General features: G+C 74.8%; 15 protein-coding genes. 8 read left to right on the top strand and 7 right to left on the bottom strand.

The annotated features are described in order from the left end of the window. Window position 1: 1 nt before the first annotated feature. Window positions 2-787 (top strand): MBL fold metallo-hydrolase, encoded by a 786-nt coding sequence (locus AB0C84_RS14345; protein WP_361065441.1) that lies wholly within the window; start codon window positions 2-4, stop codon window positions 785-787. On the opposite strand, the gene AB0C84_RS14340 is transcribed toward AB0C84_RS14345, so the two are convergent. After that, window positions 778-3,018 carry an ATP-dependent RecD-like DNA helicase gene (locus tag AB0C84_RS14340; RefSeq protein ID WP_361065438.1) on the bottom strand — a complete coding sequence of 747 codons (2,241 nt, stop codon included), beginning with the start codon at window positions 3,016-3,018 and terminating at the stop codon, window positions 778-780. The two genes, AB0C84_RS14345 and AB0C84_RS14340, sit on opposite strands and share 10 nt — an antisense overlap. A gap of 128 nt (window positions 3,019-3,146) precedes the next feature. Between AB0C84_RS14340 and AB0C84_RS14335 the strand changes: the two genes are divergently transcribed. Together AB0C84_RS14335 and AB0C84_RS14330 are read left to right on the top strand one after the other, a co-directional pair. Then, window positions 3,147-5,279: a M28 family peptidase gene (locus AB0C84_RS14335; protein WP_361065435.1), complete on the top strand. Its 2,133-nt coding sequence runs from the start codon at window positions 3,147-3,149 to the stop codon at window positions 5,277-5,279. Between the two features lie 109 nt (window positions 5,280-5,388). Further along, window positions 5,389-6,687, top strand: coding sequence for a serine hydrolase domain-containing protein (locus AB0C84_RS14330; RefSeq protein WP_361065432.1), 1,299 nt, complete (start codon window positions 5,389-5,391; stop codon window positions 6,685-6,687). A gap of 75 nt (window positions 6,688-6,762) precedes the next feature. Here AB0C84_RS14330 and mtnA read toward each other — a convergent pair whose 3' ends face one another. Beyond that, window positions 6,763-7,884, bottom strand: coding sequence for an S-methyl-5-thioribose-1-phosphate isomerase (gene mtnA / locus AB0C84_RS14325; protein ID WP_361065429.1), 1,122 nt, complete (start codon window positions 7,882-7,884; stop codon window positions 6,763-6,765). A gap of 145 nt (window positions 7,885-8,029) precedes the next feature. Between mtnA and AB0C84_RS14320 the strand changes: the two genes are divergently transcribed. The 4 genes from AB0C84_RS14320 to AB0C84_RS14305 all read left to right on the top strand — a co-directional run bounded on the left by AB0C84_RS14320 (window position 8,030) and on the right by AB0C84_RS14305 (window position 15,800). Beyond that, window positions 8,030-8,812 carry a hypothetical protein gene (locus AB0C84_RS14320; RefSeq protein WP_258943497.1) on the top strand — a complete coding sequence of 261 codons (783 nt, stop codon included), beginning with the start codon at window positions 8,030-8,032 and terminating at the stop codon, window positions 8,810-8,812. Then, window positions 8,809-10,332, top strand: a complete 1,524-nt coding sequence (locus AB0C84_RS14315; RefSeq protein WP_361065424.1) for a DNA polymerase Y family protein — start codon at window positions 8,809-8,811, stop codon at window positions 10,330-10,332. Before AB0C84_RS14320 ends, AB0C84_RS14315 begins: the two co-directional genes overlap by 4 nt. A gap of 33 nt (window positions 10,333-10,365) precedes the next feature. Further along, entirely contained in the window at window positions 10,366-13,635 is a 3,270-nt protein-coding gene (locus AB0C84_RS14310) for an error-prone DNA polymerase (protein WP_361065421.1), read from the top strand. 128 nt (window positions 13,636-13,763) lie between these two features. Beyond that, entirely contained in the window at window positions 13,764-15,800 is a 2,037-nt protein-coding gene (locus AB0C84_RS14305; protein WP_361065418.1) for a protein kinase, read from the top strand. Window positions 15,801-15,822: 22 nt separating this feature from the next. Here AB0C84_RS14305 and AB0C84_RS14300 read toward each other — a convergent pair whose 3' ends face one another. Then, window positions 15,823-16,752, bottom strand: coding sequence for a Ppx/GppA phosphatase family protein (locus AB0C84_RS14300; RefSeq protein ID WP_258943501.1), 930 nt, complete (start codon window positions 16,750-16,752; stop codon window positions 15,823-15,825). A 65-nt stretch (window positions 16,753-16,817) separates the two neighbouring features. Here AB0C84_RS14300 and AB0C84_RS14295 point away from each other — a divergent pair, with 65 nt between their 5' ends. Continuing rightward, a complete protein-coding gene (locus AB0C84_RS14295) occupies window positions 16,818-17,246 on the top strand; it encodes a PH domain-containing protein (RefSeq protein ID WP_361065414.1) in 429 nt (142 codons plus the stop codon). A gap of 1 nt (window position 17,247) precedes the next feature. Here the strand turns inward: AB0C84_RS14295 and AB0C84_RS14290 are convergent, their stop codons facing one another. The 4 genes from AB0C84_RS14290 to AB0C84_RS14275 all read right to left on the bottom strand — a co-directional run bounded on the left by AB0C84_RS14290 (window position 17,248) and on the right by AB0C84_RS14275 (window position 22,662). Further along, a complete protein-coding gene (locus tag AB0C84_RS14290) occupies window positions 17,248-18,132 on the bottom strand; it encodes a ribokinase (protein ID WP_361065411.1) in 885 nt (294 codons plus the stop codon). Window positions 18,133-18,193: 61 nt separating this feature from the next. After that, window positions 18,194-18,412, bottom strand: a complete 219-nt coding sequence (locus AB0C84_RS14285; protein WP_361065408.1) for a hypothetical protein — start codon at window positions 18,410-18,412, stop codon at window positions 18,194-18,196. Window positions 18,413-18,491: 79 nt separating this feature from the next. Further along, the gene (locus AB0C84_RS14280) at window positions 18,492-19,283 is read right to left on the bottom strand and encodes an aldo/keto reductase (RefSeq protein WP_361065478.1); all 792 of its coding nucleotides are present in this window, start codon (window positions 19,281-19,283) and stop codon (window positions 18,492-18,494) included. 184 nt (window positions 19,284-19,467) lie between these two features. After that, entirely contained in the window at window positions 19,468-22,662 is a 3,195-nt protein-coding gene (locus AB0C84_RS14275; protein ID WP_361065405.1) for a family 78 glycoside hydrolase catalytic domain, read from the bottom strand. Window positions 22,663-22,687: the final 25 nt, after the last annotated feature.

The following is a 22,687-nucleotide window of genomic DNA, read 5'->3' as shown; positions in this document are numbered from 1 at the left end:
CATGCGCGTACACCATCTCGACTGCGCTCCCATGCGGGAGATCGAACCGGCGGACGGCCCGGAGAGCCCGCTGCGGCCCGCGCCGGCCGCGGGCCACGTGCTGCTGGTGGAGACCGGCTCGGCCGGGCTCGTGCTCGTGGACGCCGGGATCGGGCTCGGCGACATCGAGCGCCCGTCCGAACGGCTCCTGGACGACTGGGTGGAGATGGCGGGCCCGACGCTCGACCCGTCCGCGACGGCCGTCCGGCAGATCGAGGCGCTCGGGTACGCGGCGGCCGACGTCCGGCACGTCGTCCCCACGCACCTGCACCGCGACCACGCGGGCGGGCTGAGCGACTTCCCGGACGCGGCGGTGCACCTGTTCGAGGCGGAGCTCGCCGACGGCGGCAAGACCCCGGCGCAGCTCGCCCACGGCCCGAAGTGGGTCGCCTACGCGGGCGCCGGAGGCGAGACCTGGCACGGTTTCGAGGGCGTCCGGTCGCTGGAGGGCGTGCCCGAGGACGTCCTGCTGGTGCCGCTCGGCGGCCACACGCCGGGGCACGCGGGCGTGGCGGTCCGCGACGGCGCCCGCTGGCTGCTGCACGCCGGAGACGCGTACATGTACCACGGCGAGGTCGACCGCCCGGAGCCGGTCGTGCATCCGCTGATGGAGCTCGTCCAGGCGGGCGGCGAGGTCGACCGGGAGCTACGGCTCGCGAACGTGGCCCGGCTTCGGGAGCTGGCGCGCACCGGAGAGGTCGAGGTGTTCTGCGCCCACGACCCCTGGGAGCTGGCCCGCTATCGCTGAGAGAGGCGGTGGGTGAGGGCGGTGTGGCGGCGGCCCGCGCCGGCGGTGCGGACGGCGGCGGCCAGGGCCCGGCGCGAACCGACGAGGACCACCAGCTTCTTGGCCCGGGTGATCCCGGTGTAGAGGAGGTTGCGGCGCAGCATCATCCACGCGCCGGTGGTGAGCGGGATGACGACGGCCGGGTACTCGCTGCCCTGCGAGCGGTGGATCGTGATCGCGTACGCGTGGGCGAGCTCGTCCAGCTCGTCGAAGGCGTAGTCGACGCTCTCGTCCTCGTCGGTCACGACGGTCAGTGACTGCTCTTCCAGGGACACGGACGCGACGACGCCGACGGTGCCGTTGAAGACGCCCGCCTCGCCCTTGTCGTAGTTGTTGCGGAGCTGGGTGACCTTGTCGCCGACGCGGAACACGCGGCCACCGTAGCGGCGCTCGGGACGGGTGTCGTCGTGCGGGGTCAGGGCCTCCTGGAGCAGCGAGTTCAGCGTGCCGGCCCCGGCGGCGCCCCGGTGCATGGGGGCGAGGACCTGGACGTCGCGGCGCGGGTCGAGGCCGAATTTGCGCGGGATGCGGTGGGCGACGACGTCCACCGTCAGCTCGGCGGCCTCGTCCTGCTCGTCGCAGGGGAACAGGAAGAAGTCGGGGAACCCCCGCGTCTGGGGGTGCTCGCCGGAGTTGACGCGGTGCGCGTTGACGACGATGCCCGACTGCTGGGCCTGCCGGAAGATCCTCGTCAGCCGGACGCGCGGGACGGCCTCGGCGCCGAGCAGGTCGGCCAGCACCTCGCCCGCGCCGACGGACGGGAGCTGGTCGACGTCCCCGACGAGCAGCAGGTGCGCGCCGCGCGGGATCGCCTTCACCAGTTTGTTGGCCAGGATCAGATCGACCATGGAGCACTCGTCGACCACGACCAGGTCGGCGTCGAGGGGGTTGTCCTGGTCGAACCTGGGGTCGCCGCCCGGCTGGAGCTGGAGCAGCCGGTGCACGGTCGCGGCCTCGTGCCCGGTCAGCTCGGCGAGCCGCTTGGCCGCCCGCCCGGTCGGCGCCACCAGCACGATCTTGGCGTGCTTGGCGGCGGCCAGCTCCACCACCGAGCGGACGGTGAAGCTCTTGCCGCAGCCGGGGCCGCCGGTCAGCACGGCCACCTTGGACGTCAGCGCGAGCTTGACCGCGTCCTCCTGCTCGGGGGCGAGCGCCTGGCCGGTGCGCCGCTTGAGCCACGGGAGCGCCTTGTCCCAGTCGACGTCGGCGAACGCCTTGAGCCGGTCGGCGGGGGCGTCGAGGAGCTCCAGCAGCCCGCGGGCCAGGGAGCGCTCGGCCCGGTGGAACGGGACGAGGTACACGGCGGGGATCGTCGCGGCGTCCTCTCCCTCCCCGGGGATCGGCTCGCGGACGACGCCCTCCTCGCCCGCCAGCTCGTCCAGCGCCGGGACGATGAGCTCCCGCCCGACCCCGAGGATCTTCTCGGCCGCCGTGACGAGGTTGGGCTCGGGCAGGAAGCAGTGCCCGTCGTCGGCGGCCTCCGACAGCGTGTACTGGAGGCCCGCCTTGATCCGCTCGGGGCTGTCGTGCGGGATGCCGACGGCCTGCGCGATGGTGTCGGCCGTCTTGAACCCGATGCCCCACACGTCCGACGCGAGCTGGTAGGGCCGCTTGCGGACGGTGTCGATGGAGGCGTCCCCGTACTGCTTGTAGACGCGGACCGCGAGGGACGTGGAGACGCCGACGCCCTGGAGGAAGACCATCACCTCCTTGATGGCCTTCTGCTCCTGCCAGGCGTCCCCGATCCGCTTGGTGCGCTTGGGGCCGAGGCCCTGCACCTCGACGAGGCGCTCCGGCTCCTCCTCGATGACGCGCAGGATGTCGGTGCCGAAGTGGCCGACCATCCGGTCGGCCATCACCGGGCCGATGCCCTTGATCATGCCGGAGCCGAGGTAGCGGCGGATGCCCTGGATCGTCGCCGGCAGGACGGTCGTGTAGGAGTCGACCTCGAACTGCCTGCCGTACTTCGGATGCGAGCGCCACCGCCCGACCAGGCGCAGGCTCTCCCCCACCTGCGCGCCGAGCAGCGCGCCCACGACGGTGAGCAGGTCGGGGCCGCTCTTGGGGGTCGCGACGCGCGCGACGGTGTACCCGGTGTCCTCGTTCGCGTAGGTGATCCGTTCCAGTACCGCCTCCAGCTCCGCCGGACGCGGCGCGGCGGGTGGGTTCGGGGAGGCCGGCACGCCCACCATGGTGCCCGATCGGCCCGGTGGGATGGCCGGATCCGGCAGACGTTCTGGATCTTCCCGTGATCACGACATACGTTCCGGGCGCACCCGTACATCAGCGCCCATACAACGCGTACTGGGAGGTATCACCGGTGTTTCGCTCCCGAACCCGGGCACCGGCCGCGATCGGCGGCCCCGTCCTGTCCGCCGTCCTCGCGGTCGCGGTCGCGGCTCCGGCCGCGGCCTCGCCCCCCGCCCCCGCGCAGGACGGCCCGATCGCGGGCTTCACCGCGGAGAACGCGAAGTGGCAGCGCCGGTACGAGCGGCTGCTGTCGGCCGTCCCGTCCGCGCGGACGGCCCGCGACCTGGACGCCGAACTGGCGCGCGAGCCCGCGCTGGCCACCACGACCGGTGACCGGCACCGCGTCGGGCGGATCGTCGCCCGCCTCCGGTCGTACGGCCTGAAACCCGAGGTCAGGACGTACTACGCCTACCTGTCCATGCCGGAGCGGGTGAAGGTCGAGATGACCGCGCCGCGGCGCCTGACGCTGCCGGTGAAGGAGAAGCGGCGCCCGTGGCAGGAGTTCTACGACGACGTCGTCCCGTCCCACAACGGCATGTCGCCGTCCGGGGACGTGCGGGGCGAGGTCGTCTACGCCAACTACGGCCGCCCCGAGGACTTCGCCCTGCTCGCCGAGAACGGCGTCTCGGTCAAGGGCAAGATCGTCCTCGTCCGGTACGGGTCGGTGTTCCGCGGCATCAAGCCGCGCGAGGCCGCCCGGCGCGGCGCCAGGGGCGTGCTGATCTTCTCCGACCCCGCCGACGACGGGTCCGCGCGCGGGCCGGTGTACCCGGCCGGGCCGTGGCGCGCCTCCGACGGCATCCAGCGCGGCAGCATCGCGCAGATCCAGCTCGCGGCCGGAGACCCGCAGACGCCCGGCTGGCCGTCGGTGAAGGGCGCGCGGCGCGTCCCGCCGTCGGAGGCGCCGATGCTGAAGGGGCTCGTCCCGACCACGCCGATCTCCTACGGCGCGGCCGGGCCGCTGCTGCGCGCGCTGAAGGGCAAGGAGGTGCCGAGGGAATGGCAGGGCGGCCTTCCGTTCACGTACCGGTTCGGGCCGGGCGGGACGCGGGCGCACCTGGACCTGAGGAACACCTTCCAGGTACGTCCGCTGTGGGACGTCATCGTGCGGATCCCCGGCAGCGAGCACCCCGAGCAGGAGGTCATGCTCGGCGCGCACCACGACTCCTGGGCGTACGGCAGCAGCGACAACCTGTCCGGCACCGAGAACGTGCTCCAGGTGGGCCGTGCCCTGGGGACGCTGCTCAAGAAGGGGTGGCGCCCTAAGCGCACCGTCGTCCTCGCCACGTGGGACGGCGAGGAGTACGGGCTGTTCGGCTCCACCGAGTACGCCGAGCAGCGCGCGGAGCTGCTCCGCAACACCGTCGCCTACGTGAACATGGACGGCGCCGGAGGGTCGCAGTTCGGCGCGTCGGCGACGCCCGCGCTGGACCGCTCGGTCATCGACGCCTCCAAGGAAGTGCGCTGGCCCGGCACGGACGGGACGCTCTACGAGGCGTGGAAGGCGCAGAACGCCGGCGAGACCCCGATCGACCGCATCGGCGGCGGCTCGGACTTCCAGGCGTTCTTCCAGCGGTACGGGGTGCCCGCCATGGACGTCGGCTCCGCGTCGCCTGGATCGTCCGGGAACTACCACTGCTCCTGCGACGACTTCTACTGGATGGAGCACTTCGGCGACCCGTCCTGGGAGTACCACGCGGCGATGTCGCGGCTGGCTGGCATCGCGACGCTGCGGCTCGCCAACGCCGACGTGATCGCGATGGGCTACCGCCCGTACGCGCAGGAGACGGCCCGCTACCTCGCCGACTTCACCGCCGAGCAGCGCAGGCGGCTCGGCTCCGTGGTCGTGGACGTCTCGCGCGACATCGCGCAGGCCGGGGCCTGGCAGCGCGCGGCGGAAGCGCTCCAGGCGCGCGCGGAGAAGGCGCTGCGCGACGGCGACACCGCCGCGTTCCGCCGCCTCAACGACAAGATCATGCGGACGGAGCGGGACCTTCTGACCGCGGCCGGGCTGCCGGGCCGCCCCTGGTACCGGCACCAGATCTACGCGCCCGGGATCGACACCGGCTACGCCACGCAGCGGCTTCCCGGGCTGCACGACGCGCTGTTCTCGGACCGCGACGTCCGCGCCGCCAGGGCGCAGGAGGCCCGGCTGTTCGCGAGCCTGCGCGCGGCCGCCCGCACCCTCGCCCCGGAGGAGTGACCCGCGCGCGTTCCCGCCGGAAACCGGCCATATCGCCCCCAAGATCATGTTATTTTTCCCGCTCACCCCCATGTGGATCATGTGGGGAGGGTGATCGGGAGGGGACGCGATGGCGCAGGGGCTCAGCCGGCGGGACTTCGGCAGGCTGATGGGATCCGCGGGGCTCGGCCTCGCGGCGCCCGCACTCGCCGGCGGATGCGGGACGGCGTCCCGGAAGGCGGCGACGCGGGCCGGCACCCGGACGTGGCGGGTCTCCGGGACGGCGGGCGCCGGGCTCGGCGGCTTCGACACCGCCGTCAAGTCGCTGATGCAGGCCCGGAACATCCCGTGCGGTTCGCTCGCCGTCATGCGCAAGGGCAAGCTCGTGCTCGCGCGCGGATACACCTGGAGCGACGACGCGGCGCTGAGCGTCCAGCCGACGTCGCTGTTCCGGCTCGCCAGCCTCAGCAAGGCCGTCACGGCGACGGCGGTCACCCGGCTCGTCCAGGACGGCAGGCTCAGCCTGTCGGCGCGCGTGACGGACCTGCTGACGCTGACGCCGCCGCCCGGCCAGTCCGCCGACCCGCGCCTCGGCCAGGTGACGGTGCGGCGGCTGCTGCAGCACCTCGGCGGCTGGGACCGCGACATCTCCGGCGACCCCACCTACCGCGACCGCACCACCGCGAAACTGCTGGGCGTCCCGCTGCCGATCACCCGGGAGCACATGGTCCAGTACGGGACGGGCCTGAAACTCGACCACGACCCCGGCTCCACCTTCGCCTACAGCAACTACGGCTACCTGCTGCTCGGCCAGATCATCGCCAAGGCCGCGGGGACGAGCTACGAGCAGTACGTCCAGAAGAACGTGCTGGCCCCCATGGGGATCACCCGGATGCGGCCCGGCAGGTCGCTGGCGGCCGGCCGCGCGGCCGGGGAGGTGCCCTACTTCTCGCAGCGCACCGGCCCGTCGGTGTTCGACGAGGCAGGGACGACGCTCCCGGCCCCCTACGGCACGTTCAACGTGGAGAACCGCACCCCGATGGGCGGGTGGCTCGCCTCCGCAGTCGACTACGTCCGCTTCACCCAGATCCACGACGGCGGGACGAGCGTCCTGAACTCCTCCTCGATCGCCTCGATCTTCGCCAAGCCGGAGACCGGCCTGAACTCGGGCGGGTCCTACTACGGCTTCGGCTGGTACGTGCGCGACGTGACGGGAGGCCGGAACACCTGGCACTCCGGCGCCCTCGACGGGACCAGCACGATCGTGACGCGCCGCTACGACGGCGTGACCTGGGCGCTGCTGTTCGACCAGCGCGACGACCCGTCCGGGCTCACCTACGAGTACGACGACTTCAGCGCCCCGCTGCACAAGGTCGCGAACGCGCTGACGACCTGGCCGTCCACGAACCTGTTCAGCACGTACTTCTGACAGTACCGGCCCACTTCGCTCGCCTTGCGGCTCGCTACGTGACCGGCACTGGGCGAACGCGGCATCGCTTCGCGATCAGCCCGGCTCCGCTCGCCTCCGGCCTCGCTCCGCCGGGCAGCTCACGTGTTCGCGCTCATGGCCGAAGCCACTTCGAGACAGGCCCTGAACCCGGGTGGCGGCGGCTGCGGGCGTCGTGCCCGCCGCGACCTCCAGCACGCCCGTCTCGGTGACCAGGGCGGTCACGAGGCGGGCGGGCGTGACGTCGAAGGCGGGGTTGAACGCGCCCACCCGTTCCGGGGCGGTCCGCGCGCCGCCCCAGGACAGGATCTCCCCGGCGTCGCGCTCCTCGATCGGCACGCCCGCGCCGTCGGGGAGCGCGAGGTCGACGGTGCTCCACGGCGCGGCGACCACCAGCGGAACGCCGGCCTCCCGGCAGGCCAGCGCCACGCCGACCGAGCCGATCTTGTTGGCGGTGTCGCCGTTGGCGGCGATCCGGTCGGCGCCGATGACCGCGACGTCCACCAGGCCCCGCAGGATCGTGCTCGGCGCGGCCCCGTCCGCCTGCACCACGCAGGGGATGCCGGCCCGGTCGAGCTCCCACGCGGTGAGCCGCGCGCCCTGCAGCAGGGGGCGGGTCTCGTCCGCGTAGACGATCTCGACGCGCCCGCGTCCGTGCAGTTCCCGGACGACGCCGAGGGCCGTCCCCCAGCCGGCGGTGGCGAGCGATCCGGCGTTGCAGTGGGTCAGGACGCGCAGGGGCCGGTCCCCCGCCCGGGCGAGGATCCAGTCGGCGCCGTGGGCCCCGATGGTCCGGTTGCCGCGCACGTCCTCGTCCAGCAGGGCCTGCGCCTCGGCCGCGACCGCGTCGGCGCCCTTCACGACGAACGGCAGGACCCGGTCCACCCCGGCGGCGAGGTTCACCGCCGTCGGGCGGGCCTCCCGGACGCGGGCGATCGCGGCGTCGCGCCCGGCGCCGTCCCAGCCCTCGCGCTCGGCCTGGCGGACCGCGATGGCGACGCCGAAGGCGCCCGCCACGCCCAGCGCGGGGGCGCCCCGCACCACCAGCCGCCGGATCGCGTCCACGAGCGCGTCGACGTCCTGGACCGCGAGGAACTCCACCCGGTGGGGCAGGACGGTCTGGTCCAGCAGCCGCAGGGCATCGCCCGTCCAGGCGATGGTCGGCACATCGGTCGTCATCTCCCCATCATGCCCAAAAACGCCGTGAAGCCCGCCCCTATCGGGCTTTCGGCCCTGCCCGACTCCACCGTGTGACCTGCGACAACTTGACACAGGTCGAACTTGTGTTCGAGATTGTGCGGGAGGGTGTGAGAGGAGGGCGAGCGTGCCGGAGGCGGCCCTGCGGGATCTCGCGTCGGCGCTGGAGGCCGGACCCGGGACGGCCCCGCACGCGACGGTGCCGGTGCTGCCCGCGCTGCGGACCGTGGTCCCCGGCGGCGGGCTGCGTCCCGGCTCGGTCGTCGGGCTGGACGGCCCCGGCGCCGCCTCCCTCGGCCTCGCCCTCGCCGCGGGCGTGTCCCGGCACGGCGGCGAGGACGGCGCCGGCGGCTGGTGCGGCGTCGTCGGCCTCCCCGGCTTCGGCGTGGCCGCCGCGGCGGGCATGGGCGCCGAGCCCGAGCGGCTGCTGCTCGTCGACGAGCCCGGCGACCGCTGGCCGGACGTGGTCGCCGCCCTGGCCGAGGCCGTCGAGCTGGTCCTGCTGTGCCCGCCGGAGCGTCCCGGCGCCGCCGCGGTCCGCCGGCTGTCGGCACTGGCCCGCAAGCACGGCTGCGTCCTCACGCTGACCGGCGCGTTCGCCCGCGACTGGCCCGGCACCCGGCTCCGCCTCCGCGTGCAGGACCCGGTCTGGGAGGGGCTCGCCGACGGGCACGGCCGGCTCACCGGCCGGCGCGTCCAGGTCGTCGCCGAGGGGCGCGACGCCCCGGGTTCCGGCCGCCGCGCGAGCCTCTGGCTCCCCGCGCCCGACGGCGGCGTCCGTCCGGTGGAGACGGCGCGGCCGCCGCTGGAGCTGGTGCCCGGCGCCGTGGCCGCGGGCGCGCCCGTCCACCCGCGGCCGTCCGGCGTCCCGCCGCTCGTGCGGGTGCGGGCCGAGGAGGGGATCGCGTGACCAGGGTTCTCGCGGCCTGGTGCCCGGACTGGCCGGTCACCGCGGTCGGGATCGACGCGGCGGCACCGGGCGCCGTGGTCGTGCGGGGGCAGGTGGCCGCCTGCTCGGCGGCGGCGCGCGCCGAGGGGGTGCGGCGCGGGCAGCGGATCCGCGACGCCCAGCGGCGGTGTCCCGAGCTGGAGGTGCGCGAGCGCGACACCGACGCGGAAGGACGCCGCTTCGAGGCGGTCGCGCAGGCGGTCGCGGAGCTGACGCCGCGCGTGGAGGTGGTGCGGCCGGGGCTGTGCGCGATCCCGGCGCGCGGGCCCGCCCGGTTCTACGGGGGCGAGGACGCTCTGCGCGTCCTGGTGCAGGACACGGTCGTCGAGGCCGGCCACGACTGCGGGACGGGCGTCGCGGACGGGCTGTTCGCGGCCGAGCTGGCGGCGCGCGCGGGGCAGGGCGGCGTCGTGGTGCCGGAGGGCGGCGCGGCGGCGTTCCTGGCGCCGTACCCGCTGTCGGTGCTCGACCGCCCGGAGCTGGCCGACCTGCTGCGGCGGCTCGGCGTCAGGACCCTCGGCGACTTCGCGGCGCTGCCGTCCGGGCACGTCGCGGGGCGCTTCGGGACGGACGGGGCGCTCGCGCACCGGCTGGCGCGGGGCGAGGAGCCGCGCCCGCTCGCACCGGTCCGCGCCGCCGCCGACCTGTCGGTGCGCGGCGGCTTCGACCCGCCCGCCGAGCAGGCGGAGCGGGTCGTGTTCGCGGCGAAGCGGCTCGCGGCCGAGCTGCACGAGGGCCTCGCCGCGGGCGGGCTCGCGTGCGTCCGGCTGGAGGTCGCGGTCGGGTTCGCCGACGGGCACGTCCTGCGGCGGCTGTGGCGGCACGACGGGCTGTCGGCGCTGGCCGTCGCCGAGCGGGTGCGGTGGCAGCTGTCGGCCCACCGGCCGGCCGAGCGAGACGGGGACGGCGAGGACGTCTGGGGCGGCGTGACGTGGGTCGAGCTGGCGCCCGACCAGCTCGTCCCCGACCTCGGGCGGCAGGAGGGGCTCTGGGGGCGCACCACCGTCACCGACCGCGTCGCGCGGGCCGCCGACCGGATCCAGGCGCTCCTCGGCCACCACGGGATCGCGCGGCCCGTGCTGGTGGGCGGGCGCGGCCCGGGCGAGCGGGTGATCCGCGTCCCGGTCGGCGACCTGGCCCCCGCCGAGCCGCGGGAGGGGCCGTGGCCCGGGAGGGTGTCCGGGCCCGCGCCGTCGGTCGTCCCGGCGTCGCCGGCTCCCGCCGAGCTGGCCGACGCGTCCGGCGCGGCGGTCGTGGTGTCGGCGCGGTGCGAGGTGTCCGCGCCGCCCGCGACGCTCCGGGTGCGCGGGCGTCCCGCCGCCGTGACCGGCTGGACGGGCCCGTGGCCCGCCGACGAGCGCTGGTGGGACCCGGCCGCCGCGCGCCGCCGCGCCCGGTTCCAGGTCACCACCGACGACGGCGCCGCCTACCTGCTCGCCGTGGAGGGCGGGCGCTGGCACGTCGAGGCCGTCTATGACTGAGCGGCCGTCCATGACCGAGGAGGGCTCCCGCTGATGGGATGGCACAACCCGCCGATCCCGTGGCGCGAGTTCGAGGAGCGGCTCTCGTGGCGGCCCGGGGAGCGGGCGCCCGCGCCGCCGCCCGAGCCGGCCGGCGTCCCCCGCCGCGCCGAGGCGGCGGTGCCGTGGGCGGAGCTGCACGTCCACTCCTCGTTCAGCTTCCTGGACGGGGCGAGCGACCCCGGCTCGCTGGTCGCCGAGGCGGCCCGGCTCGGCGTGCGGGCGATGGCGGTCACCGACCACGACGGCATGTACGGGGCGGTGCAGTTCGCGCAGGCCGCGGGGGAGGCCGGGATCGGCACGGTGTTCGGCGCGGAACTGGGCCTCGGCCTGCCCGGGCCGCGGACCGGCGAGCCCGACCCGGCGGGCCGGCACCTGCTCGTCCTCGCCCGGGGCGCCCCCGGGTACGCGCGGCTCTGCTCGGCGATCACGTCCGCGCAGCTCGCGGGCGGCCGCAAGGGCCGTCCCGTGTACGACGCGGAAGCGCTGGCCGCCGCGCACGACGGCCGGTGGGCCGTCCTCACCGGCTGCCGGAAGGGCCCGGTCCCGGCCGCGCTGGAGGCCGGCGGCCCGGACGCGGCGGAACGGGAGCTGCGCGAGCTGATCGCCGCCTACGGCCGCGACAACGTGTTCGTCGAGCTGATCGACCACGACCAGCCCGACGACGACCTGCGCAACGACGCCCTCTTCACGCTGGCGCGCCGGGCCCGGGTGGACGTGGTGGCGTCCAACAACGTGCACTTCGCCGCGCCCGGAGCCGACGCGCGGCTCGCGCAGGCCATGGCCGCCGTCCGGGCCCGGCGCGGCCTGGACGACATGGCCGGCTGGCTCCCGGCGGGCGGCACCGCGCACATCCGCGGCGGCGCGGAGATGGAGAGACGGCTGGCACGGTTCCCCGGAGTCCGCGAGCGGACGGTCGCGCTGGCGGAGGAGTGCCGGTTCGACTTCGACGTGGTCGCGCCCCGGCTGCCCGACTGGCCCGTCCCGGACGGGCACGACGAGGCGAGCTGGCTGCGGCGCCTGGTGAAGGAGGGAGCGCTCCGGCGGTACGGGCCGCCCGAGCGGGAGCGGGTCACCGGGGCCCATGAGCAGATCGCCCGGGAGCTGGACGTGATCGAGCAGCTCCGCTTCCCCGGCTACTTCCTGATCGTGCACGACATCGTGGAGTTCTGCCGGAGCAAGGGGATCCTGTGCCAGGGGCGGGGGTCGGCGGCCAACTCGGCGGTCTGCTACGCGCTCGGCATCACCGGGGTCGACGCCGTCCGGCACGGCCTGCTGTTCGAGCGGTTCCTGTCGCCCGGGCGGGACGGCCCGCCCGACATCGACCTGGACATCGAGCACCGGCGCCGCGAGGAGGTCATCCAGTACGTCTACGGGAAGTACGGGCGGACGCACACGGCGCAGGTCGCCAACGTCATCAGCTACCGCCCGCGCATGGCCGTCCGGGACGCGGCGCGCGCGCTCGGCTTCTCCCCCGGCCAGCAGGACGCGTGGTCGAAGAGCATCGACCCGCGCGACCCCGTCGGGACGGAGACCGGCATCCCGGCGCCGGTGCGGGAGCTGGCGGGCCGGATGCTGACGCTCCCCCGCCACCTCGGCATCCACTCCGGCGGCATGGTCATCGCGGACCGGCCCGTCGGGGAGATCTGCCCGATCGAGTGGGCGACGATGCCGGGACGGACCGTCCTGCAGTGGGACAAGGACGACTGCGCGGCGGCGGGGCTCGTCAAGTTCGACCTGCTCGGCCTCGGGATGCTCGCGGCGCTGCACGACTGCTTCGACCTGGTGGCCGAGCACCACGGGCGCCGGCACGACCTCCAGTCGATCCCCCCGGACGACCCGCAGGTCTACGACATGCTGTGCGACGCCGACACGGTCGGGGTGTTCCAGGTCGAGTCGCGGGCGCAGATGGCGACGCTGCCCCGGCTGCGGCCCCGCGAGTTCTACGACCTGGTGGTGGAGGTGGCACTGATCAGGCCGGGCCCGATCCAGGGCGGGTCCGTGCACCCCTACCTGCGGCGGCGCAAGGGCCTGGAGCCCGCCGACTGCCCGCACCCGCTGATGGAGCCGGCGCTGTCCCGGACGCTCGGCGTCCCGCTGTTCCAGGAGCAGATGATGCAGCTCGCCGTCGACTGCGCGGGCTTCACGCCGGCCGAGGCCGACCAGCTCCGGCAGGCGATGGGCGCCAAGCGGGCCCCCGAGCGCGTCGAGCGGCTGAGGCGGCGGCTGCTCGACGGGATGGCCGAGCGCGGCATCCCGGCCCCCATCGCGGAGAGCGTGTACGAGAAGATCCTCGGCTTCACCGGGTTCGGGTTCCCCGAGTCGCACGCGCAGAGCTTCGCCCATCTGGTGTACGCGAGCGCCTGGCTGAAGCGCCACCACCCCGCCGCGTTCACCGCCGCCCTGGTGCGCAACCAGCCGATGGGGTTCTACAGCCCGCAGAGCCTCCTCGCCGACGCCCGGCGGCACGGTGTGGTGGTCCGGGGCGTGGACGTCAACGCCAGCGGCGTCCATCCCACCCTGGAGGAGCCCGTCGAGGTCGACTCCGCCCATCCCCACGCGCCCGCCGCGCCGCAGCCGGCGATACGGCTGGGGCTGTCGGGCATCCGCAACCTGGGCGACGACACCGCCGAGGCCGTCGCGGCCGGGCGCCCCTACACGGGCATGGAGGACCTCGCCCGCCGCGTGCCGCTGTCGGCCGGCGCCCTGGAGGCGCTCGCCACCGCGGGCGCGTTCGACCGGTTCGGCCTGTCGCGGCGCGAGGCCCTCTGGGCGGCGGGCGCGCTGGCGGGTTCGGGCCCGGGACGGATCGAGGGCGTCACGCCGGGCGCGTCCGCCCCGGCGCTCCCGGCCATGACGCCGATCGAGGAGACCCTCGCCGACCTGTGGGCGACCGGCGTCTCCCACACCCACCCGGTCGCGCACGTCCGGGAGGCGCTGGACGAGCTGGGCGCGCTGCCGTCCGCGCGGCTCGCGGCGACGCCGGGCGAGACCAACGTCGTCGTCGCGGGGCTCGTCACCCACCGGCAGCGCCCGCCGACGGCCGGCGGCATCGTGTTCATGACCCTGGAGGACGAGACCGGCATCATCAACGTGGTGTGCCCGCCGCAGGTGTTCCAGCGGCACCGCGCCCTCGCCGTCGACTCGCAGGCGCTGCTGGTCAGCGGCCGTCTGGAGCGCGTGGACGGGGTCACCAACGTGCGCGCGACCCGGCTGCGCCGGCTGCCGGTCCCCGGCCGGGTCCGGGCCCGGAACTTCCACTGAGACGAGATCGTGCGGCCCGCGCTAGAACCTCGCCGCCTCCTCTGTCATCGTATGGAGGCGTTGGGGCCGCGTGCCGCCGTGGGGCGGTCGCCAAGACGTGGCTCCGTGGGGGCGGAAGGTGAGACCTCATGGACGCGACCTCCCTGGGTGAGCTGCGCCCGGACGACCCCTCCCGGATCGGCCGGTACCGCATCGAGGCCAAGATCGGCGAGGGCGGGATGGGCGCCGTCTACCTCGGCCGCGACACCGGCGGGCGGGCCGTGGCCGTGAAGGTGGTCCGGGCCGAGCTGGCGGGCGACAGGACGTTCCTCGCGCGCTTCCACGACGAGGCCGCCAACGCCCAGCGCGTGGCGTCCTTCTGCACCGCGCAGGTCCTGGAGCACGGCGAGGACCTCGGGCTCGCCTACATGGTGACCGAGTACATCGACGGGCCGTCGCTGCTCCAGCACGTCAGCGCGAACGGGGCGCTGTCGCCGGGGATGCTGCACGGCGTCGCGGTCGGCGTGGCCGCCGCGCTCGTCGCCATCCACAGCGCGGGCCTGGTACACCGCGACCTGAAGCCGAGCAACGTGCTGCTGTCCATCTCCGGCCCGCGCGTGATCGACTTCGGGATCGCCCGTGCGCTGGACATGGCCTCCTCCCACACCCGGACCGGGCAGGTCGTCGGCACGCCCGGCTGGATCGCGCCCGAGCAGATCACCACGCAGCAGGTCACCCCGGCCGTGGACGTGTTCGCCTGGGGCTGCCTGGTGGCGTTCGCCGCCAGCGGGCGCAACCCGTTCGGGCAGGGCTCGTTCCAGATCATGGCGGCCCGCGCCGTGCACGCCGACCCCGAGATCGGCGACCTGCCGCCGTCGCTGGCCGGGCTCGTCCGGTCGTCGCTGCGCAAGGACCCCGCGCAGCGGCCGAGCGCCCGCGACCTGCTCCTGGCGCTGGTCGGCGGGTCCGGCGAGGCGGCCGTGACGACCGAGCTGGGCGAGATGTGGACCTCCCCGCCCGCGGGCGCCCCGGTGGTTCCGCACGCCGCGAACCCGTCGGCCACCTCCCAGGACGTTCCGGTCCCGCAACCTCGGCCCCAGCCCCAGCCTCAACATCAGCCGCAGCCTCAGCCGGAGCCGGAGCCGCGGACCGAACCCGTGTACGAGAGCCGCACCGACCCGCCCACCGCGCGGGAGTTCCCGGCGGCCCCGCCCCCGGCCCGGGGCCGGGGGCGGGGGCCGTCGCGGCGCGGCGTCCTCGCCGCGTCTACCGTGGCGGCCCTGCTGACCGCGGGGATCGTGGCGGGGGCCGTCTACCTGTCCGGCCGGGAGTCCGGCGGCGCGCGGAACGCGGCGGCGGGCTCGGCGGCGTTCCCGACCGCGCCGATGTTCGTCCGGATCGACACCGCGCCCGGCTGGCCGACGTCGTGCAACGCCGACATCGGCGTCTACAGGCCCGGCGACGCGTCCGCGAAGACGCTGGTGGGCGGGCCGAGCTGCGACGTCCTCCCCGAGCGTTCACCGGACGGCAGGCGCGTCGCGTTCACCAGGATGGGCGACAGGAGCGCCGAGGCCTGGGTGGCGAACGCCGACGGGTCCGGAGCCCGGAAGGTGACCGGCATCGTGCGCGGCACCCGCGTGACGTGGTCGCCCGACGGCACCCGGCTGGCCTACGTGGACGAGAGGGACGGCGTCCGGCAGATCTTCGCCGTGGCCGTGGCGGGCGGCCCGGCCACCCAGCTGACCACCGACGACTCCCTCAAGGACGACCCGATGTGGTCGTCCAAGGGCGGGCTCGTGTTCTGGAGCAAGCGCGACTCCGACGTGGAGCAGATCTACACCATGGACGCGGACCGGCCCGGCGGCGCCTGGACGCGGCTGTCCAAGGACGGTGTCCGCGCGGTCGACCCGGAGTGGTCGCCCGACGGCTCCAGGGTCGCCTACGTGCGGGGCCCAGCCACCGGGAGCGACATCTGGATCATGAACGCGGACGGGTCCGGCGCGCACGCGCTGACGTCCGGGGCCGCGCGCGACATGGACCCCGCGTGGTCGGGCGACGGCCGCTGGCTCGCGTACGTGCGCGGCACGGTCACCGACCCGGTGATCCGCGCCCTCCGCGCGGACGGCACCGGCGACCGGGCCGTCACGCCCGAGGGCCGGGTGCTCGGCCACCCGAACTGGTCGTAGCGGGCCGCACCGGCCCCGGCGCTCAGCCGGTGATCATGTCGAGGCGGCGGAGGATGACGCCCTCGCGCAGCGCCCACGGGCAGATCTCCAGCTCCGGCAGCTCGAACAGGTCCATCGCGGCGTCGGCGACGATCGCGCCCGCGAGCAGCTGCGGGGCGCGCCGCTCGGACACGCCGGGCAGCTCGGCGCGCTCGGCGGCGGGCATCGCGGCGAGCTTGTCGGTCCAGTCGGTGAGGTCCCCGCCTGCGAGCACGCGCCGCTGGAAAGGGCCGTCGGCCGTCGGGGCGGCGCCGCCGATCCGGGCGAGCTGCTTGAACGTCTTGGACGTGGCGACCGCGTGGTCGGCCGCCCCGTACCGGGCGACGTCCCCGACCCGCCGCGCGATCTCCGCGCGGACGTGCCGGCGCACGTTGCGGACCTCCTCGGCGGGCGGCGGGTCGGCGGTGAACCAGTCGCGGGTGAGGCGCCCGGCGCCGAGCGGCAGGGAGAACGCCGCGTCCGGCTCCTCGTCGATGCCGGAGGCGACCTCCAGCGAGCCGCCGCCGATGTCCACCACCAGCAGCCGTCCCGAGGACCAGCCGAACCAGCGCCGGACGGCGAGGAAGGTCAGCCTCGCCTCCTCCTCGCCCGACAGCGCCCGGATGTCGATCCGCTTGTCCTCGCGGACGCGCGCCAGCACGTCCTCGCCGTTGGAGGCGTCGCGGACGGCGGAGGTGGCGAACGCGACCAGGTCCTCCACGCCCTTGTCCTCGGCGACCTGCAGCGCCTCGTCGACGAAGTCGCGCAGCAGCGCCTCGCCCTCGTCGGAGAGCCGCTCGCCGTCCTCCAGATGATCGGCGAGCCGCAGGTCCGCCTTGTGGGAGTACGCGGGGAGGGGCCGCGCGCCCCGATGGGCGTCCACCACCAGGAGATGCACCGTGTTCGAACCCACATCCAGTACACCGAGTCGCATAATCCCGACGCTATCGGACCGATCCATGGCGCGGGCAGGCCCCGGCTGCGGCTATGGTCTGCGGCATGGAGCCGGGTCAGGAGCGGCGGTGGCGCGTACCGCCAGGTCACGTGGTGGTCAAGTGCGCCGCCGCGGCGGCCGTCACGGCGCTGCTCGTGCTGTACTCGCACGACCCCCAGTTCCTCTTCCTGGCGGGTGCGGCCGCGATCGGCCTGAACGTGCTCGCGCTGCGCGACCTGGTCGCCCCGGTCCGGCTCGCCGCCGACGGCGACGGCCTCACCGTCGTGACCGGCTACGCCAGGCGCCACCGCCTGAGCTGGGAGCAGGTGGTCTCCATCCGGGTCGACGAGCGGCGCCGGCTCCTGCTCCACACGCGGATCCTGGAGATCGAGACCGCCGACGACCTGTACCTGCTCAGCGCGTTCGACCTGGGCTCGGACGTGCACGACGCCGCCGACGAGCTGTACCGCCTCCGCGCCCGCACCGACCGGTGACTTACAGGGTGGGCAGTTCGGCCGGGGTGGGGAACGAGGTCTGGGCGCCGGGGCGGCGGACGGCGGCGGCGCCGGCGCGGGTGGCGTAGCGGGCCGCGTCCCGCAGGGAGTCGCCGCGCGCGAGGCGCAGGCACAGCGCGGCGGTGAAGGCGTCTCCGGCGCCCGTGGTATCGACCGCCTCCGACCGCGGCGACGGGATGGCGGCCGCGCCCCGGCCGTCGGCGACGACGACGCCGCCGGCGCCGACCGTGACCGCGACCGAGCGGGGCCCGGCCCCGGCGAGCTCCGCCGCCATCCGGCTCGGGTCGCCGTCGCCGCCGAGCAGGAACGCGGCCTCGTGCTCGTTGACGACGAGGGGGTCGCAGAGGGCGAGCAGCCCGTCCGGGACCGGCGCGGCCGGCGAGAGGTTCAGCACGACCCGGCGGCCCGCGCGGGCGGCGACGCCTGCGGCGGCCTCCACCGCGGGCAGCGGCACCTCCATCTGGAACGACACCACCGCGGCGTCCTCGATCAGCGCGCGGGCCGCCTCGACGTCGGCGGGGCCGAGCCTGGCGTTGGCGCCGGGCGAGACGATGATGCTGTTGTCGCCGTCCGGCCCGACCGTGATCAGCGCGACGCCGGTCGGGACGCCCGGCGTGGTCGCCAGGTGCGCCAGGTCCACCCCGTCGGCGGCCAGGGCCTCGCGCAGCAGGGCGCCGTGCCCGTCGTCGCCGACCCGGCCGACGATCGCGGCCCGGCCGCCGAGCCGCGCCGCCGCGACCGCCTGGTTGGCGCCCTTGCCGCCCGGATGCGTGGCCAGGTCGGACCCGAGCACGGTCTCCCCCGGCGCGGGCCGCCGCTCCACGCCCACCACGAGGTCGGCGTTGAGCGACCCCACCACGGCCACGTCACACCTGCGCTGTCCCACCTGTAACCGACTACACGCGCGGGGGCCGTCCGCGCAACCGCTACTCCGAGCGCAGTTCCGCCAGGTCGACGATCTCGGCGAGGTCCTCGACCGACGGGTAGTAACCGCGGCCGACGGGCACGCCGTCCCGCGTCACCAGCAGCGCGGTCGCCCCCCGCACGCCGGCGAAGTCCGCCCACACCGCGTGCGAGCCGGTCAGCCGCACCGCGGTCACCCGCAGTCCCCCGGGCCCCGTCCAGCTCCCCCGCCCCTCCCCCATGCACGGAACGTTACGCCTCGTGACTCCCGGTCATGATCTCGGGGGTGCCCGCACCGGGGCGAGCGGTTCGCGGGACTCGCTAGTCCGTCTCGAACGTCGCCGGGTCGGGGCCGAAGCGGACGCCCTTGTCCATCTCGCCGAGCGTCTTCATGTCGTCCGGCGTCAGCCGGAAGCCGAAGACGTCGATGTTCTCGGCGATCCGGGACGGCGTCGCCGACTTCGGGATGACCACGTTCCCGATCTCCAGGTGCCAGCGGAGCGCGATCTGCGCGGGGGTGCGGCCGTGGGCGCCGGCGATGCGGTCCAGGGCGGGGTCGTCCAGCAGCCCGTGGCCCTGCCCGAGCGGCGCCCACGCCTCGGTGCGGATGCCGTGGTCGCGGTGGAACGCGCGCATCCCGTCCTGCTGGAAGTAGGGGTGCAGCTCGATCTGGTTGACGGCGGGGACGACGTCGGCCTCGTCGAGGACGCGCCGCAGCGTCGGCACGGTGAAGTTGGAGACGCCGATCGACCGGACCCGGCCGTCGTGCTTGAGCCGCTCCAGCGCCCGCCAGGTCTCCACGTACATGTCGCGGCCCGGCATCGGCCAGTGGATCAGGTAGAGGTCCAGGTACTCCAGGCCGAGGCGGCGCAGGCTCGCCTCGTAGGCGCGCAAGGTGGCGTCGTAGCCCTGGTCGCTGTTCCACACCTTGCTGGTGATGAACAGCTCCTCGCGCGGCAACTCCGACGCGCGCAGGGCGCGCCCCACGCCCTCCTCGTTGCCGTAGACGCTGGCGGTGTCGATGCTGCGGTAGCCGTTGCGCAGGGCGACCGCGACGGCGCTCTCGGCCTCGTCTTCCCCCACCTGGAAGACCCCGAAGCCGAGCTGCGGCATCGCGGTCCCGTCGATGAGATCCACGTTGGGTACGGTCACGGTGTCCCTCCTTCCCGGCTGTGCGCCGTGTGCTTCTCCTGCCCAGCGACGTGCGGTCAAACATGGCCGAGTCGCGCGGGGCCCGCGGGCCGGGGCGTGGAGCCCCGGCCCGCGGGCCCGTGATCCGGCGGTGGTCATCCGGCCGTCATGACACGCTCCCCTCGAACGTCCAGTCGCCGGAGCCGACCTCGAAGACGGCGCGGCCGTTCTGGACGCCGATCCACCTGGCCTCCTGCGGTGCCTTCGGCCTCGCGGATCCGCCGAGGAGCGGGTACTCCACGCGGGCCCGCGTGTTCGGCGGGACGGTGACGTCCAGGCGGAGCTTCCTGCCGGCGCGGCGCCACGAGGACGCGGCGTGCCCGCGCGGCGTCTCGTAGGTCGCGGCCGCGCGGGTGACGTCGCCGACGATCGCCGGCCGGACGAGGAGGGTCGCGAACCCGATCGAGTCGTCGGTCTGGCCGAGGCCCGCGAGGCCCGCGTGGAACCACTCGTCGATCGCGCCGAGCATGAAGTGGTTCTGCGAGGCGCCCGAGGTGGGGCCGTCCCAGTTCTCGGTGAGCGAGGTCGCGCCGTGCACGACCTGGTAGCCGTAGCTGGGGTTGCCGGTCTGCGTCGCGACCGCGTGGATGACGTCGTCGCGCCCGGCGGCGGACAGCACGTGGAACACCGACGGCAGCGCGATCTCGCCGACCGTCAGGTGGTAGCCCTTCGCCTCGATGCTCTTCACCAGGTGGGCGAGGACGGCCGCCTTCCTGTCCGCCGGGACGACGCCCATGTCGAGGGCGAGCGCGTCGCACGCCTGGCTGCCGGACCCGTAGGTGTCGCCGGTGGCGTACTCGGCGTTGAACGCCGAGCCGATCTCGTCCGCGAGCGCCTCGTACCGCGCGGCGTCGGCTCCCTTCCCGACGACCTGGGCGATCCGCGCGAGGGCGGTGACGGCGCGGTGGTAGCCGAAGGTGGCGGTCACCCCCTTCGGGGTGCTGTTGTCGAAGGTGATCCAGTCGCCGAGGCCGTAGTCGAGCAGGTTCCCCTTCGCCTTCGCGGACAGGTAGTCCACGTAGCGGACCATGTTCGGGTAGTAGGTGCGCAGCGTCGCCTCGTCGCCGTACGCGCGGTACATCTGCCAGGGCGCGAACACGATGACGTTGCCCCAGTTGGGGTCGTCCCTGAACCCGCCGGAGAACACCGTGAACTCGGGCGCGATGTCGGGGACGAGGCCGTCCTCGGTCTGGGCCTCGGCGATGTCGCGGACGAGTTCGCCGTAGTAGGCGGTGACGTCGTAGTTGCGGGCGACGGCGGGGAACACCAGGTTGGCCTGCTCCAGCCAGCCGAGCTTCTCGCGGTGCGGGCAGTCGGTGAGGACGGAGTACATGTTGCTCTGCACGGCCCGGTCGATGATCTTGTGGATGTCGTTGAGGAGGCCGTGCGAGCTGGTGAACGAGCCCGCCCTGGCGTTGTCCGCGCGCAGGACGATCCCGGTGACCGTGCCGTCGTCCGGCTCCCCCGGCAGCCCTTCGAGCTGCAGGTAGCGGAAGCCGTGGTAGCAGAACCGGGGATGCCACGTCTCGGTGCCGTCGCCGGAGAGGGTGTAGGTGTCCCAGATGGGCGAGCCGGTGGTGTGCTGGCTGACGGTCCCGTCGGCGTCGAGCAGCTCGCCGGGGCGCATCGTCACCTTCGTCCCGGCCGGGCCGCTGACGCGCAGCAGCGGCCAGCCCGCGAAATTGACGCCGAGGTCCACGACGTGGACGCCGGCCTTCGGGCTCGTGATCTTCTTGGTGCGCAGGGTCTCGACCGGGACGATCGGCGGCGCCATGCGGGCGGCGAGCCGGTCGGTCGGCGCCGCGACGCGCACCGCCGCCGTCCAGTCCCGCCGGGTGCGGCGCGCGTCGTGGTCCTCGCCGCCGTACCAGTTGGTGAAGGTGGTCGCGCCGAGGGCCGTGCGCCACGAGGTGTCGGACGCGACGACCTCGCGCGACCCGTCGGTGTAGGTGATCTCCAGCTGGCCGAGGAACGCGGGCTTGCCGTCCGAGCGGGTCAGCTTCTCGTAGCGGCCGGGCGTCGGCGGCACGTGCGCCATGCCGGTGCCCAGCTCCACCTCCACGGTGTTGCCGCCGCGGTGGAGGAGCCTGGTCACGTCGTAGGTGGTGTAGACGATCCGCTCCTTGTACTTGCTGTAGGGCGGTTCGAGGACGGCGTCGCTGACGGGCCGCCCGTTCACGGTGACGTCCAGGACGCCCAGGGCCGTGGCGTAGAGGCGGGCCGTGCGGACGCGCCTGCCGATCGTGAACTCGCGCCTGAGGACGGGCAGGGCCTCGGGCTGGCGGCGCAGCGGCGGCGGCGCCTCCTGGCCCTTGACCGCGGCGGCCGTGTCGAACGCCGTGCCGTCTCCGGAGGTCTGGACGGTGAAGTCCTCCGGGAAGTTGGGGGTCCTGCCGTCGTCGGTCGTCTCGTCGGTGCGCGGGTAGAGCCGGATCCGGTCGAACCGCTGCTCCCTGCCGAGGTCGATCTGGATCCAGATGGGCGCGGCGAGGTCCTGGTCCTTGCGCTCCAGGCTCGTGTAGCCGAAGGGCGCGGCGTCGCTGGTGAGGTTGCCGTCGGTGACGGCCTTCGGCTCCCACTGGCCGCCGACGGTGTAGCTCTCCGACGCGGTGACCGGCGCCTTCGCCGCCAGGTTCGGGCCGGACGCGCCGTCGAGCACCTGGATCTCGGCGAGCTGGAGCCGCGACACCTTGTAGGGCCAGCCCTCCTTGATCGGCAGCCCGAGCCGGGTCACGTTCAGCCGGACGTACCGGGCGGTGCGGGCGGCGAACGCGACCGTCGCGGGCGCGGGTTCCGGGTCGGCCGACCACACCGCGTTCCCGATCCACCCGGCCGTCCAGTCGGCGGGGGCGAGCAGGCCCATCTCGAAGTGCGACGGTTCGCTCCACGCGGACGCGCTGCCCTGCCCGTCCCACACGCGGACCTGCCACGAGGCCCGCTGCCGGGACTTCAGCGCGCGTCCCGCGTACACGGCCGAGACGGCGCCCCCGGCGACCTTGCCGGAGTCCCACAGGTCGGGGCGGTCGAGGCGGGCGTCCGTGCTCGCCACCCGCACCTGGTAGGCGCTCTGGACGGCGTCGCGCGGCCCGGCGGCGAACCGCCAGCCGAGCGTCGGCGCCGTGTCGTCGATGCCGAGCGGGGACGGCAGATGGTCGACCCGCAGGTCGGTGGGGCGCAGCTCCCGGTGCGGGGCGGCGGCGGGCGCGGCGAGGGCGGGAGCGGCGACCGCGCCGCTCGCCGTGACCGCCGCGGCGGCGATCCCGCCGGCCTGGACGAACCTTCTCCGCGACAACTCGTTCATGCCGTGCTCCTCAGGGGGTGGGTGG

Source organism: Actinomadura sp. NPDC048955 (assembly GCF_040649435.1).
In the GTDB taxonomy this organism is placed as follows: Bacteria; Actinomycetota; Actinomycetes; order Streptosporangiales; family Streptosporangiaceae; genus Spirillospora; species Spirillospora luteofluorescens.
Note: the sequence above shows the minus strand (reverse complement) of the source record. Positions and strands in the feature narration are given on the sequence as shown.